12 protein-coding genes and 1 tRNA gene are annotated in these 15,385 nt (G+C 65.9%); 12 read left to right on the top strand and 1 reads right to left on the bottom strand.

Annotated elements, in window-relative coordinates; translation table 11 throughout:
• The 12 genes from KGM94_RS15910 to KGM94_RS15855 form a co-directional block, all read left to right on the top strand.
• On the top strand, positions 1–312 hold a 312-nt coding region (locus KGM94_RS15910), incomplete at its 5' end, for an EAL domain-containing protein (RefSeq protein WP_300260922.1).
• Between the two features lie 111 nt (positions 313–423).
• A complete protein-coding gene (locus KGM94_RS15905) occupies positions 424–1,866 on the top strand; it encodes a sigma 54-interacting transcriptional regulator (RefSeq protein ID WP_300260920.1) in 1,443 nt (480 codons plus the stop codon).
• A gap of 388 nt (positions 1,867–2,254) precedes the next feature.
• Positions 2,255–4,300, top strand: coding sequence for an acyl CoA:acetate/3-ketoacid CoA transferase (locus KGM94_RS15900; protein ID WP_300260918.1), 2,046 nt, complete (start codon positions 2,255–2,257; stop codon positions 4,298–4,300).
• Between the two features lie 116 nt (positions 4,301–4,416).
• Positions 4,417–5,613, top strand: a complete 1,197-nt coding sequence (locus KGM94_RS15895) for a substrate-binding domain-containing protein (protein ID WP_300260916.1) — start codon at positions 4,417–4,419, stop codon at positions 5,611–5,613.
• 196 nt (positions 5,614–5,809) lie between these two features.
• Positions 5,810–6,577, top strand: coding sequence for an ABC transporter ATP-binding protein (locus KGM94_RS15890; RefSeq protein WP_300260914.1), 768 nt, complete (start codon positions 5,810–5,812; stop codon positions 6,575–6,577).
• Positions 6,574–7,296, top strand: coding sequence for an ABC transporter ATP-binding protein (locus KGM94_RS15885; protein ID WP_300260912.1), 723 nt, complete (start codon positions 6,574–6,576; stop codon positions 7,294–7,296). The genes KGM94_RS15890 and KGM94_RS15885 overlap by 4 nt, the downstream gene beginning before the upstream one ends.
• Positions 7,293–8,303: a branched-chain amino acid ABC transporter permease gene (locus KGM94_RS15880; protein ID WP_300260909.1), complete on the top strand. Its 1,011-nt coding sequence runs from the start codon at positions 7,293–7,295 to the stop codon at positions 8,301–8,303. The genes KGM94_RS15885 and KGM94_RS15880 overlap by 4 nt, the downstream gene beginning before the upstream one ends.
• Entirely contained in the window at positions 8,300–9,370 is a 1,071-nt protein-coding gene (locus KGM94_RS15875) for a branched-chain amino acid ABC transporter permease (protein ID WP_300260908.1), read from the top strand. Before KGM94_RS15880 ends, KGM94_RS15875 begins: the two co-directional genes overlap by 4 nt.
• Positions 9,371–9,603: 233 nt before the next feature.
• Positions 9,604–12,678, top strand: a complete 3,075-nt coding sequence (locus KGM94_RS15870; RefSeq protein WP_300260907.1) for an EAL domain-containing protein — start codon at positions 9,604–9,606, stop codon at positions 12,676–12,678.
• Between the two features lies 1 nt (position 12,679).
• Complete coding sequence (locus KGM94_RS15865; protein WP_300260906.1) at positions 12,680–13,729, top strand: diguanylate cyclase; 1,050 nt, start codon at positions 12,680–12,682, stop codon at positions 13,727–13,729.
• A gap of 217 nt (positions 13,730–13,946) precedes the next feature.
• Positions 13,947–14,023, top strand: a tRNA-Arg gene (locus KGM94_RS15860).
• Positions 14,024–14,623: 600 nt separating this feature from the next.
• Complete coding sequence (locus KGM94_RS15855) at positions 14,624–14,779, top strand: hypothetical protein (RefSeq protein WP_300260905.1); 156 nt, start codon at positions 14,624–14,626, stop codon at positions 14,777–14,779.
• A gap of 209 nt (positions 14,780–14,988) precedes the next feature.
• Here the strand turns inward: KGM94_RS15855 and KGM94_RS15850 are convergent, their stop codons facing one another.
• Entirely contained in the window at positions 14,989–15,171 is a 183-nt protein-coding gene (locus tag KGM94_RS15850) for a hypothetical protein (protein ID WP_366526249.1), read from the bottom strand.
• Positions 15,172–15,385 lie beyond the last annotated feature (214 nt).

Below are 15,385 nucleotides of genomic sequence, written 5' to 3'. Positions count from 1 at the left end.
ATGTCTTCGTACCCCTTAACCAAGACCAAGAGGGAACGGCGCAAGGGCATCCTGCGCGCGATCGAATCGCTGAGCGAGGCGCTGGGCATGACCGTGATCGCCGAAGGCCTCGAATCCCAAGAGGCGCTGGCCTATCTGCAGGCCGCGACCCGGATCCGCTATGCGCAGGGCTACTACTTCTCGCGGCCGATCTTTCTGGAAGAGCTCAAGCTCGCGACGCCCCAATCGAGCGAAGCCCGCACCCGCGAGGCAAGCCGCCCGCAGCAGCAGAACCGCCAGGCCTATTCGCGCGCCGGCGGCTATCGGCGGTAGGGGCCGCAATCGGCTTTCGGCCGAATTCGGTCTTTGAAATTGCTGACCTTTTGGTAATAGACAGGCGGACCTTCCCCCGCTTCCCGGCCTTGGCCGCCATCGAGGTACGCCGTGTCCGACCGTTCCGCCCCCGTCAGCGACCCCGCCTATATCCGCGCCCGCGCGATGGAGACGCTGTTCGAGCGGCTCGAGCATCTCTGTGAAGGCGCGATCGCGATCGATCGCGGCGGGCGGGTGGTCTACGTCAACGAGAAATACGTGACCGCGATCGGCCTTTCGCACGCTTCCGAGGCGCTGGGGCGGCCGATCGAGGAGATCATCCCCAACAGCCTGATGCGGCGGGTCGCCGAGACCGGGGAGCCGATCATCCTCGACGTCATGGAACTCGGCGGCGAGCAGCTCGTCGTCACCCGCATGCCGATCGAGGATGAGGACGGCAACGTCATCGGCGCGATCGGCTTCGTGCTGTACGATCGTCTCGAGGGCCTGAAGCCGCTGTTGTCGCGGGTGACGCAGCTCGAGAGCGACCTGCGGCTGGCGCGGCGGCAGTTGTCGCATGCCCGCGCGGCGCGCTTCACCTTCGCCGACTTCGTCGGCACGACGCCGCGGATCGCGCAGGCCAAGGAGCTGGCCGTGCGTGCCGCGCGGCAAAGCGTGACCGTGCTGCTCACCGGCGAGACCGGCACCGGCAAGGAGATGCTGGCACAGGCGATCCACAACGCATCGTCGCGCGCCGAAAAACCCTTCGTCAGCGTCAATGCCGCGGCGATTCCGGAGACGCTGATCGAATCGGAATTCTTCGGCACCGCGCCCGGCGCCTATACCGGCGCCGACCGCAAGGGCCGCGACGGCAAATTCCGGATCGCCGACGGCGGCACGCTGTTCCTCGACGAGATCGGCGAGATGCCGCTGCAATTGCAGGCCAAGCTGTTGCGCGTGCTGCAGGAGCGCGAGATCGAGCCGCTCGGATCCGACAAGGTCAGCAAGGTCGACGTCCGCGTCATCGCCGCCACCAACGTCGACCTGCACAGGCGCGTCAGCGAGGGCGCGTTCCGCGCCGACCTTTATTACCGGCTCAACGTGCTCTCGATCGACCTGCCGCCCTTGCGCGATTGCCTCGACGATCTCCCGGAGATCTGCACGCGACTGCTCGACGACATCAGCGCGAGCGGCGACTACGTCAACGCCAGGATCACGCCGAGCGCGCTTGCGGCGCTCGCCCGCTACGGCTGGCCCGGCAACGTCCGCGAACTGCGCAACATCCTGGAGCGCGCACTGATCCTGAGCGATTCCGGCCGGCTGACCGGCGACGATTTTGCCCGCATCCTGACCATCGGCGCGGAGCCGAGGCCCGCGGCCGCGGCCAGGCCGGCAGGAATCGTCGTGCCTTACGCCGAAGCCGAGGCCGAGTTCGAGAAGCACACGCTGGAACAGGCGCTCGCCGCCAGCAACGGCCAGATCTCGGAAGCCGCCAGGATGCTCCGCATCTCGCGGGCGACCTTCTACAAGAAGCTCGCCAAGTTCGGCGTGGCCTCGGGACCTGCGGCCGTCTGAGCTTCGAGACATAGGCTTGTCCGGAGTCTCGGATTCCGGACGCTGGCCAGCCAGCATCCCGCGCCGGCACCGAACCGCAAAATGGCGGATTTTCGGCCACTTTGCGCATCGGCTTCGCAGCTGGCGCGGGCCTTGCTTTCGCCGCGCACAAAGACGCAACGCTCAGGCAGGCGCTTGCGCAGGGGGGAGTGAGGCAGATGTCGAGCGCGACGAGACCATCCGCAACCGACCGCGGAATTATCTTTCTGGATTGAATGAAGGCGGGCGGAGCCCGAGACTGCTCGTGCCTGCGGAAGCGGCCTAGTGCCGCACCTGTCGCAGCGATAAATTACGGCAAGGCAAAAGCGAACGACGGCATGCGATCCACATCAGCTCGGGAAGGAACGCCGTGAGCCAGCATCCCGCCTTGCCTTACCTGCGCAATCCGGAGAAGGGCAAGGTCGTCACATCGGCGGAAGCGGTCATGCTGATCCGCGACGGCGACACGGTCGCGACCGGCGGCTTCGTCGGCATCGGCTTTGCCGAGGAGATCGCGCTGGCGCTGGAGGAGCGCTACCTCTCCAACGCAGACGACGTCACCCCCGGGCAAGGCAAGCCGCGCAATCTGACGCTGGTCTATGCGGCCGGCCAGGGCGACGGCGGGGATCGCGGCCTCAACCATTTCGCGCATGAAGGGCTCATCAGGCGGGTGATCGGCGGCCATTGGGGCCTTGCGCCGAAGCTGCAGCGGCTTGCGATCGCCAACCAGATCGAAGCCTACAATCTGCCGCAGGGCGTGATCACGCATTTGTTCCGCGACATCGCCGCGCACCGCCCCGGCCACATCACCCGCGTCGGCATGGGCACCTTCGTCGATCCGCGCCATGGCGGCGGCAAGCTGAACGCGCGCACCACCGAGGACATGGTCGAGCTGATCACCATCTCCGGCGAACAGTGCCTGCTCTACAAGACCTTCCCGATCCATGTCGGCATCATCCGCGCCACCACGGGCGATGCCGACGGCAACCTCACCATGGAGAAGGAGGCGCTGACGCTGGAGGCGCTGGCGATCGCCATGGCCGCGCACAATTCCGGCGGCATCGTCATCGCGCAGGTCGAACGGGTGGCCGAGAGCGGCAGCCTCAATCCGCGCCAGGTCAAGATCCCCGGCATCCTGGTCGACTGCGTCGTCGTGGCCAAGCCGGAGCACCACTGGCAGACCTTTGGCACGCAATACAATCCGGCCTTCTCCGGCGAGATCCGGGTGCGCGCGGCTTCGCTGCCCGCGATGCCCATGAGCGAGCGCAAGGTCATCGCCCGCCGCGCCGCCTTCGAGCTCAAGGCCAACAGCGTCGTCAATCTCGGCATCGGCATGCCCGAGGGCATCGCCTCGGTCGCCAACGAGGAGCGGATCATCGACCTGATCACGCTGACGGCGGAGCCTGGCGTGATCGGCGGCATCCCCGCGAGCGGCATCGATTTCGGCGCGGCCATCAACACCCAGGCCGTGATCGACCAGCCCTACCAGTTCGACTTCTACGACGGCGGCGGGCTGGATGCTGCCTTCCTCGGGCTCGCCCAGGTCGACCGCGCCGGCAACCTCAACGTCAGCAAGTTCGGGCCGAAGCTCGCCGGCGCCGGCGGCTTCATCAACATCAGCCAGAACGCGAAGAAGGTGGTGTTCGTCGGCACCTTCGGCGCCGGCAAATTGCGGATTCGCGCCGCCGACGGCCGGCTTTCGATTCTGGAGGAGGCGACCTCGCGGAAATTCGTCGACGCGGTCGAGCAGGTCACCTTCTCCGGCGCGGTCGCCGCCGCGCGCGGGCAGAGCGTGCTCTACGTCACCGAGCGCTGCGTCTTTGCGCTGCGGGCCGACGGGCTCGAACTCATCGAGGTCGCACCGGGCGTCGACATCGAGCGCGACATCCTGCGCCTGATGGATTTCAGGCCGTTGATCCCGCGCGATCCCCTGCCGATGGACGCCCGCATCTTCCGCGAGGGCCTCATGGACCTGCGCGAGGCCCTGCTCACGATCCCGCTCGACCAGCGCTTCACGCTGGACGAGCAGCAGAACCTGTTCTTCGTCAACCTCGAGCGCTACTCCTTGCGCAGCAAGTCCGACATCGAGGCGATCGCGCGAACCGTCGAGGCCAAACTCGCCCCGCTCGGCCGCAGGGCCTACGCCATCGTCAACTATGACAATTTCTCGATCCTGCCGGAGCTGCTCGACGACTACTCCGCCATGGTGCGCGGCCTCGTCGACCGCTTCTATTCCGGCGTGTCGCGCTACACCACCTCCGGGTTCCTGCGCATCAAGCTCGGCGAAGCGCTGCAGAGGCGCGGCGTTGCGCCGCACATCTTCGAGAGCGCGGAAGAGGCGCAGTCGGACTGGCGCCAGGGAACCGATGCGCCCGATCGCGGCGCGCCGCTGCCTGCACGGAAGGCCCGGACATGAGCCAGACGACATGCCGGCAGGCCGGCCGGAAGGTGCAATTGCAATGTTCGCCGGCCTGTGCAAATCGCTGTCGCCCGAAATTCTAAGAACCGAAATCCAAACCAGGAGGAACCATCGTGCGTCTATCAACCATCCTCACGACAGCCGTTCTCGGCTTTTCCGCGGGCTTGGCCGCGACTACCGCCTCGCAGGCTGACGATCTGAAGATCGCGCTGATCTACGGCAAGACCGGCCCGCTCGAGGCCTACGCCAAGCAGACCGAGACCGGCCTGCAGATGGGCCTCGAATACGCCACCAAGGGCACCATGACGATCGACGGCCGCAAGATCGTCGTCATCACCAAGGACGACCAGGGCAAGCCGGACCTCTCCAAGGCGGCGCTGGCCGAAGCCTATCAGGACGACAAGGTCGACATCGCGATCGGCACGACCTCGTCGGCGGCTGCGCTCGCGATCCTGCCCGTCGCGGAGGAGAACAAGAAGATCCTGATCGTCGAGCCGGCGGTCGCCGACCAGATTACCGGCGAGAAGTGGAACCGCTACATCTTCCGCACGGCGCGCAACTCCTCGCAGGACGCGATCTCCAACGCGGTCGCGATCGGCAAGCAGGGCGTCACGGTTGCGACCCTGGCGCAGGACTACGCCTTCGGCCGCGACGGCGTCGCCGCCTTCAAGGAGGCGCTCGCCAAGACCGGCGCGACGCTCGGCGCCGAGGAGTACGCGCCGACCAACACCACCGACTTCACCGCCGTCGGGCAGCGCCTGTTCGACGCGCTGAAGGACAAGCCCGGCCGCAAGGTGATCTGGGTGATCTGGGCCGGCGCCAGCAACCCGCTCGCCAAGCTGCAGGACATGGATCCGAAGCGCTACGGCATCGAGCTGTCGACCGGCGGCAACATCCTGCCCGCGCTCGCGGCCTACAAGAGCCTGCCGGGCATGGAAGGCGCCACCTACTACTACTATGCCATCCCGAAGAATCCGGTGAACGACTGGCTGGTCGCCGAGCACCAGAAGCGCTTCAACTCCCCGCCGGACTTCTTCACCGCCGGCGGCTTCGCGGCCGCGATGAGCGTCGTCACCGCCGTCACCAAGGCGAAGTCGACCGACACCGAGAAGCTGATCGCGGCGATGGAGGGCATGGAGTTCGACACGCCCAAGGGCAAGATGGTGTTCCGGAAAGAAGATCATCAGGCGCTGCAGAGCATGTATCACTTCAAGGTCAAGGTGGACCCGAACGTCGCCTGGGCCGTGCTCGAGCCGGTCCGCGAGCTCAAGATCGAGGACATGGACGTCCCGATCCGCAACAAGCGCTGAGTGTGCGAGAGCGCCGGCCGGTTCACCTCTCCCGAAGGGAGAGGTCGCGGCGGAGGCGCGGGTGAGGGGTTCTGCTCTTTCGTGGGACCTGAGCCCCCTCACCCGATTTCCGCTGACGATGCTTCGCATCGCCAGACGCAAATCGACCTCTCCCCTCCGGGGAGAGGTAAACCGATAGACCGCACGGTTGGCAAGCATGACACTGAGCCTCGAAACCCGCGACCTGACCATACGCTTTGGCGGCCATGTCGCGGTCAACGGCGTGAGCTGCAGCTTTCGGCCGGGCGAGCTCACCGCCATCGTCGGGCCGAACGGCGCCGGCAAGACCACCTATTTCAACCTGATCTCGGGCCAGCTGCGCGCCACGAGCGGCAGCATCCTGTTCGACGGCGCCGACATCACCCAGCATTCCGCGCCGATGCGCACCCGCGCCGGCCTCGGGCGCGCCTTCCAGCTCACCAATCTGTTTCCGAACCTGAGCGTGGAGGAGAACGTGCGCCTCGCGGTGCAGGCCGCGAACGGCACCCATTACGACATGCTGCGGCCGTGGATGGTGCGGCGCGACCTGATCGCCCGCGCCGACGCCATCCTCGACCAGGTCGCGCTCGGCGGCCGCCGCAGCGTCGCGGCGACCGCGCTCTCGCATGGCGACCAGCGCAAGCTCGAAGTCGCCCTGATGATCGCGCTGGAGCCGAAGGTCTTCATGTTCGACGAGCCGACCGCCGGCATGAGCATCGACGAGGTGCCCGTCGTGCTGAATCTGATCGGCGCGCTCAAGCAGGACAGCAGCAAGATCATCCTGCTGGTCGAGCACAAGATGGACGTCGTGCGCTCGCTCGCCGACCGCATCATCGTGCTGCACAACGGCCAGCTCGTCGCCGACGGCCCACCGGCCGAGGTGATCGCCTCGCCGATCGTGCAGGAAGCCTATCTCGGCGTCGCGCCCGGCAGGAACGCGGCATGAGCGAGCTGTTGAAACTCGCCGGCGTGCACACCCATATCGGGCGCTATCATATCCTGCAGGGCATCGACGTCGCGGTCGCCGAGGGGCAGACCACGATGCTGCTCGGACGCAACGGCGCCGGCAAGACGACGACGCTGCGCACCATCATGGGCCTGTGGCCGGCATCGTCCGGCGAGATCGCGCTTTCCGGCGAGCGCATCGAAAGGCTCGCGACCCCCGACATCGCCCGGCGCGGCGTCGGCTACGTGCCGGAGAGCATGGCGGTGTTCTCCGACCTCACGGTCAAGGAGAACCTGGTGCTGGCGGCGCGCGACGGGCCGCTCGACGACGCCAGGCTCGACTGGATTTTCGGCTTCTTCCCGGCGCTGCGGCGGTTCTGGCTGTCGCGGGCGGGCTCCCTCTCCGGTGGGCAGAAGCAGATGCTCTCGATCGCGCGCGCCATCGTCGAGCCCCGCAAGCTGCTGCTGATCGACGAGCCGACCAAGGGGCTCGCGCCCGCCATCGTGATGGCGCTGATCGAGTGCCTGAAGGAGATCAAGCGCAAGGGCGCGACCATTCTCCTGGTCGAGCAGAACTTCTTCGCCGCCCGCGAGCTCGGCGACAGCGTGCTGGTGATGGACAACGGCAAGATCGTCCATCGCGGCGAGATGGCGGCCCTCGCCGCCGACGTGCCGCTGCAGGAGCGGCTCCTGGGGCTCAGCCTGGAGACGCATCAGTGACCGACCTCGCCGCAACCGATCCGCTGCCGAAGCCGAAGCGCGATCTCGCGCCGATCCTGCTTCCGATCGCGCTCGCGCTTGCCGTGATCCCGCTGGTCGGCTCGACCAGCTCCTGGGTGACGCTGACGGTCGCGAGCCTCGCCATGGGCATGATGATCTTCATCATGGCCTCGGGGCTCACGCTGGTGTTCGGCCTGATGGACGTGCTCAATTTCGGCCACGGCGCCTTCATCGCGGTCGGCGGCTACGCCGCCACCCTGATCCTCCTGCCGTTCGCCGCCTCGCTGCAGGTCGACTCGCTCTGGGTCAATCTCGCGGTGCTGGCGCCGGCTGCGCTGCTGTCGATGGCCGTCTCCGGCGCGCTCGGCCTCGTCGTCGAACGGGTGCTGATCCTGCCGGTCTATGGCCAGCACCTGAAGCAGATCCTGATGACGACCGGCGGCCTGATCGTGGCCGAGCAGACGCTCTACGCGCTGTGGGGACCGCAGATCATTCCGACGCCGCTGCCGGCCTCGCTGCGCGGCTCGCTCATCTTCGGCGACGTCGCCATCGCGAAATACCGCCTGCTGGCGATGCTGGTCGGCCTCGTCGTCTTCGCCGCGATCCTGCTCGTGCTCAACCGCACCAAGCTCGGGCTCCTGATCCGCGCCGGCGTCGAGAACGGCGAGATGGTCGAGGCGCTCGGCTATCGCATCCGCCGCCTGTTCCTCGGCGTGTTCATGACCGGCTCGGCGCTCGCCGGCCTCGGCGGGGTAATGTGGGCGCTCTATCGCGAGCAGGTGCACGCCTCCGTCGGCGACGAGCTGACGGTGCTGATCTTCATCGTCATCATCATCGGCGGCCTGGGGTCGATCGGCGGCTGCTTCATCGGCGCGATCCTGGTGGCGATGGTCGCCAATTACGGCGGCTTCCTGCTGCCGAAGCTCGCCCTCGTGTCCAACATCCTGCTGATGGTCGCCATCCTGATGTGGCGGCCGCGCGGCCTCTATGCGGTGACCAGCCGATGATGATCCTTTCCGGCGACCCGCCGCGCAGCCGCGTCCTCGGCCTCATCCTCGTCGTCATCATCCTGGCGCTGGCGGCAGCGCCGTTCGTCTTCCCCGGCGCCAAGGCGATGAACGTCGCGGCCAAGATCTGCATCTTCGCCGCGCTGGTCGCCTCCTACGACCTCTTGCTCGGCTATACCGGCTCGGTGTCGTTCGCCCACACCATGTTCTACGGCATCGGCAGCTACGCGATCGCGATCGCGCTCTATGCGATGGGGCCGAACTGGGCGGCGGTCGCGACCGGCATCGTGACCGGGCTGCCGCTGGCGGCGCTGCTCGCGCTCGCGATCGGGCTGTTCTCGCTGCGGGTGGCCGCGATCTTCTTCGCCATGATCACGCTCGCGGTCGCCTCGGCCTTCCAGGTGCTGGCGTCGCAAATGGCCTGGCTCACCGGCGGCGAGGACGGCCGCAGCTTCCAGCTCCCGGAACTGTTGCGGCCCGGCACGGTGCTGATCCCGAAGAGCTTGATCGGCTTCGAGCTCAACGGACGTACCCTGACCTACTACCTGGTCTTCGTCGCGGCGGGTCTGATGATCCTCGGCCTCCTGCGCGTGGTGAATTCGCCGTTCGGCCGCGTGCTGCAAGCGATCCGCGAGAACCGCTTCCGCGCCGAGGCGCTCGGCTTCCGCACCGTGTTCCACCTGACCTACGCGAATTGCCTGGCGGCGCTGGTCGCGGCCTCCGCCGGCATCCTGAACGCGCTGTGGCTGCGCTATGCCGGGCCCGACACCTCGCTCAGCTTCTCGATCATGCTCGATATCCTGCTGATGGTGGTGATCGGCGGCATGGGCACGATCTACGGCGCGATCATCGGCGCCACCATCTTCATCCTGGCGCAGAACTACCTGCAGGCGCTGATGGGCGTCGCCTCCAGGGCGGCGGCCGATGCCGGCCTGCCGCTGTTGCCCGGCCTGCTGCATCCGGACCGCTGGCTGTTGTGGCTCGGGCTCCTGTTCATCGCGAGCGTGTACTTCTTCCCGACCGGAGTGGTGGGACGGCTGCGCAGTGCCGGCGCCGGCAAGGCGTGAGCGAAGCCAGATCTCGCCGTTAACGCGGCATTAACCGCACCAGGCACCCTGCACTGCACAACCTCCGCGCGATGCGAGCCGGCTTCCGCCCCGCCGTTCCGGGGCCCGCCTCGTTGCACGCCAGTTAAGGCTTAAATAACCGGCTTTCCTAAGGGTTAGGCCATTTGTGCGGTGTATTCATGGCCCCCAAGGGAGGGGCGATGCGCCGAGCGATGTCCAGGATGGCAGGCAGAATGGCCCGCGCCGCAACCGGCGGTTGGGGCGCCGGCGCGCGCCGCGGCCCGGTGGCGTGGTTGACCCTGAGCGGCGCGCTGCTGGTGGCCGGCATCTTCGTCGTCACCGCGTTCGCGGTCGGCGAATTCCGCGAGCGCACCCTGACCAACCGCGAGCGCGAGCTGGAGAACACCGTCCTGCTGCTCGCCCGCCATTTCGACCAGCAGTTCGAGGATTCCGACACGATCGCAGCCGACCTGATCTCGCAGATGAACCTCTCGCAGATCGCTTCGCCCGAAATGTTCCGGGCGCGCATGTCCGGACCCGAGGCGAACCGGATGCTGATCGGCAGGATCAGCGCCGTATCCTATCTCGGCGACATCGCGATCTACGACGCGAACGGCGACCTCATCAACTGGTCGCGGGCGCAACCGCTGCCCAAGATCAACGTTTCCGGGCGCGCCTATTTCCAGACCTTCAAGTCGAACCCGAGCGCGGGGCCGATGCTGCTGGAATCGGTGCGCAGCTACATCATCGGTAAATGGACCACGGTCGTCGCCCACCGCCTGACGGGCGCGAACGGCGAGTTCTTCGGCGCGATGGTGCGACGGATCGACCCCGACAGCTATCAGCACTATTTCGCGTCCGTCGCGCTCGGCGAAGGCGCGGCGATCTCGCTGTTCGATCGCGAGGGCACGATGCTCGCGCGCTATCCCAACGTCGAGGAACTCGTCGGCAAGAACTTCAAGGACGCGCCGCTGCTGCACAGGGTGCTGACCCAGGACGATCGGCGGACCATGCGGATGAAGAGTCCGGTCGACGGCGAGGAGCGCATCGGCTCGGCCTCGCCGCTCAAGCACTTTCCGCTCGTCATCATCGCGACCAACACCACGGCGGCCGCGCTCGCGGACTGGCGCCAGCAGACGGGATTCCTGATCGCGGCGGCCACGCTCTCGGCCTTGGTGATCGCGCTGATGCTCTATCTGATCATTCGTCAGATCAACCGGCAGAACCGCGAGGCGCAGCAGCGGATCGAATCGGAGAGGCTGCGGCTCGACACGGCCCTCAACAACATGTCGCAAGGGCTGGTGTTCTACGACGCCTCCGGGCAACTGGTGACGTGCAACCGGCGATACGTCGACATGTTCGGCCTGTCCGCCGACATCGTGAAGTCCGGCTGCCATTTCTACGACGTGATGCAGCATCGCAAGGACAGGGGCAGCTTCGACGGCGACATTGCGGAATTCTGCGCGACGGTGATGAAGGGTGTCGCCGAGGGCAGGACCACCAGGAAGGTGATGGAGTTCGCGGACGGGCCGGCCTATCAGATCGTCAACACGCCGCTGGCGCAGGGCGGCTGGATCGCGACCATCGAGGACATCACCGAACGGCGCACGATCGAGCAGGAACGCGACCGCAACCACACCTTCCTGCGCGAGATCATCGATCACATTCCGTCGCAGATCACGGTGAAGGACGCGCGCACGCGGCAGTATCTCCTGATCAACGGCGTCGCCGAGGAGCAATTCGGCCTGTCGCGCGACATGGTCGTCGGCAAGACCGCCTTCGACATCTTCCCGAAGGAATCCGCCGAGATCGTCACCGACGACGACGACAAGGCCCTGCAGTCCGACGACGGCCTGTTCAAGGAGGAGCACGCCTGGGAAACCCCGGCGCAGGGTCTCCGCTACGTCACCTCGCAGCGCATCGGCCTTCGCGACCAGGCCGGCGAACCTCGCTACCTGATCCACGTCGTCGACGACGTCACCGAACGGCGGCGCGCCAACGAGAAGATTGCGCACATGGCGCATTACGACGCGCTGACCGACCTGCCGAACAGGACCCTGTTCCGCGAACAGATCCAGCGCGAGCTGGCGAAGGCGACCCGGGGCGAGCAATTCGCCCTGCTCTACATCGACGTCGACGAGTTCAAGGGCATCAACGATTCGCTCGGCCACCACGTCGGCGACGAGCTGCTCAAGGCGGTCGCCAGGCGCATCCGCGGCTGCCTGAGGCAGGGCGACCTGATCGCACGGCTCGGCGGCGACGAATTCGCCGTCATCCAGACGCAGGTCATGAATGCCAACGACGTGACCGCCTTCGTGACCCGCATCCATGACGCGATCCGCCAGCCCTATCATTGCCTCGGCCACCAGCTCTCGACCGATGCCAGCATCGGCATCGCATTGGCGCCGCAGGACGGCACCGATCTCGACCAGCTGATCAAGAATGCCGACCTCGCGATGTACGGCGCCAAGGCCGAAGGCCGGCGAACGTATCGGTTCTTCGAACCGGCGATGGATGCCAGCGCCAAGGCGCGTCTCGCCATGGAGCAGGACCTGCGCCAGGCGATGGCGGACGGCGGCTTCGAGATCCACTACCAGCCGCTCGTCAACCTCCGTACCAACGAGGTCTCGGGCTGCGAGGCGCTGCTGCGCTGGCGCCATCCCGAGCGCGGCATGGTGTCGCCGGCCGAGTTCATCCCGGTCGCGGAGGATACCGGCCTGATCACCGAGCTCGGCGATTGGGTGCTGCGCACGGCCTGCGCGGAAGCCGCAACCTGGCCGGACCATGTGCGGCTGGCGGTCAACGTCTCGCCGGTCCAGCTCAAATGCGAGACCCTGGCGCTGAAGATCGCGGGCGCGCTCGCCGCCTCCGGTCTCGATCCGCGGCGGCTGGAGCTCGAGATCACCGAGGCCGTCCTGATCCGCGACGACGAGACCGCGCTGTCGATCCTGTACCAGCTGCGCTCCATCGGCGTGCGCATCGCGCTCGACGATTTCGGCACCGGCTACTCCTCGCTGAGCTACCTGAAGCGCTTCCCGTTCGACAAGATCAAGATCGACCGCTGCTTCGTGGCCGACATCGCGGAGCTCGGCGGCGCTCCCGTCATCGTGCAGGCGGTGGTCAACATCGCCGCCGCCAGCAACATGACGACCGTCGCCGAAGGCGTCGAGACCGAGGCGCAGCGCGAGATGCTGCGCATGCTCGGCTGCACCGAGATGCAGGGCTATCTGTTCAGCGCGCCGAAGCCGGCGCGCGAAGTGATGAAGCTGTTCGGCACGGCGAGCGCTCACGTGGCGGCGGTGGCCTGACATGGCGAAGACGGAACCCGGCGCGCCCGACCTCGCCCATTCCTATGCGGTGCGGCTGATGCAGCATCTCGTGGTGCCGACCTTCGTGATCGACCCGAAGCGCCGCGTCGTGATCTGGAATCGCGCCTGCGAGCGGCTCACCGGCGTCGCCGCCTCCGAGGTGATCGGCACCACGCGGCACTGGCAGGCCTTCTACGAGAAGAAGCGCCATTGCCTGGCCGACCTCGTCGCGCTGGACATGCCCGAGCAGCTGCCGGAGCTCTATTCCGAATATGCGGCGCGCGGCAACAACGGGCTCGGCTTCAGCGCCGAGAACTGGTGCGTGATGCCGAAGCTCGGCAACCAGCTCTATCTCGCCATCGACGCCGGACCGATTCACGACGAGGACGGCAGGCTGATCGCGGTGGTGGAGACCCTGCGCGACCTCACCGACCAGAAGCGCGCCGAGATGGCGCTGAAGGAGCTCGCGACCAAGGACGGGCTGACCGGGCTTTCCAACCGCCGCGCCTTCGACCAGATGCTGCTGGAGGAATGGTCTCGCGCGCAGCGGACGCAGCAGCCGCTGTCGCTGCTGTTCGCCGACGTCGACCACTTCAAGCTCTTCAACGACCACCACGGCCACCAGAACGGCGACGAGTGCCTGCGCGCGGTCGCCGCCGTCGTCCGCAGCCATGCCTCGCGCCCGCTCGATCTCGCCAGCCGCTACGGCGGCGAGGAGTTCGCGCTGATCCTGCCGGAGACCGACCGCACGGGCGCCTGCGGCATCGCCGAGGCGATCAGGAGCGCGGTGATGGAGCTGCGGATCGCCCATGGCGCCGATGGCGCCGGCGCCCATGTCACGCTCAGCGTCGGGGTCGCAAGCCACGGTCCCGGCGAGTTCGATTTCGGTCCCGACCGCCTGCTGGGATTGGCCGATCAGGCGCTCTACGCCGCCAAGCGGCTCGGCCGCAACCGCGTGATCTGCGCCGACCGGATGCTGGCCGAATTCGCCCGGCTCGACCGCGGCGGTCCGGAGGTTCCGGCCCTGGCCACACGCCGGCTGGGCAGCTAGGCCGGCCGGAGGTTGCCCACCCCCCGCCAATCGGCTAAACGAGGCCTCGCCGCGCCCGTAGCTCAGCTGGATAGAGCGTTGCCCTCCGAAGGCAGGTGTCAAGCTGGCTGGTGCGAAAAGTGAGGAAGAAAGAGTATTGAAGTGCAAAGGCTTGCGAGGCTAGCGCGTTGGGGTTAACTCGTACGCGAAATCAGCGTAAGCACTGCGTAAGCAGTAAGCACCCGTAGCTCAGCTGGATAGAGCGTCGCCCTCCGAAGGCGAAGGCCACACGTTCGAATCGTGTCGGGTGCGCCAATTTCTCATTATTCTATGGACCGATGGTGCGCGCTCCATATGGATTTGTCAGCTCCTTGGGGCTTGCGCGAGTAAGCAATCTGAACAAACTTATCGCCGACGATTGATCCCGTTCTCAGTACCGGAATCCGCTTGCATGTGCGTGGTCGGTGTACTGGAAAGGCTAGGTTTCCGCTTTCGGTGAGGAGCTGAAATCGGCCCCAACCTCCGCCGTGTCCGCAAAGGGCGGCCAAAATCGGAAGTCAGCACTTCACCATTGAAGCGACCCGCGATCTTGCACGGAGCAGTAGAATCGAACAATTCTAGAAGCACACCGTCGGGGGCAGAAATCATGACGTATCGCCAAGCGCATACTCCCCAAGCCCGTTGACTGAAGAGCCCCCTTGAGCCTGTAGACGCGGCCAGAATGCCCCTTGTGGCCCGACTGCCCAAACCTATTTTAACCTATGGCTAATCTGCCCGGATGCCCCGTTCGTCGCGCACTGGCCGGGCGGCCCCAGTCCACCAGCCCCAGTCGGGGCCCTTTCACGCAGTTCGTCCGTTATTGCGATGCCATTTGCGATAGCCCCGCCGGCACCTGGCAATTCGAAAGGTCTCGTCATGAGCAAGCGTGAAAATAATGCCAACAACATATTTCGTCCGTCGGATAGCCCGCTGACGGAACACGAGAAAGAGCAAATCGCTCTGCGTAAAAACCTGGAGCGGTTGAAAGCCGAACGATTAGCGAGAGAGGCTGCTAATTCCAAGAAAGACTGATCAGTCGCCTCGCCGCGCCGATACAACGGAGAGCGCGACCCCCTCTGACTCAATGTGATTACAGCCGATGGACGGACTGTCGTAAGGACGACGCTTGCTTTGCCCGGCATAGCCAACATCAGAGCCGCTTCGGGAGGTTATCAAAAATCACCCAGCGCCGGTGACGCGGACGCATTGCATTGGCATCAAACGCGGCCGGTGACCGCCGCCTAGAGCATTTTCAAGCGGATCATGCCATCTTCGATCTCGCCACGTTCGAAACGGGCCCGAGCCACCACTTCGAACGCAGTCCGGTTTTTTTGCAAATAGCTGAAGGCCTGACTTTGCGTCTTGAATGTCGTATTCAAAACGCACACCTGTCGGGTTGATCCGACCGCCAGGACGAAGGTCACGCTTTGGCCCCTGCCTGTTTCGCTCCTGGGCACAATCCGAATACTCTTCATGCTGGCTGCTCCGATAAAGAGTATCTTTGAACCTGCGTGCACGTTCGGTCATACGATGTCAATGGGAGGATCGACGAGTTCTCCGTCGGACTCCGGAGGCGCTGCCAGGACACTAATGTTTCGAAGGAGCGGCTTCGAAGATAAATGCTGCTTGGAAAATAGG

Source organism: Bradyrhizobium sp., from assembly GCF_028868675.1.
Classification (GTDB): Bacteria; Pseudomonadota; Alphaproteobacteria; order Rhizobiales; family Xanthobacteraceae; genus Bradyrhizobium.
Note: the sequence above shows the minus strand (reverse complement) of the source record. Positions and strands in the feature narration are given on the sequence as shown.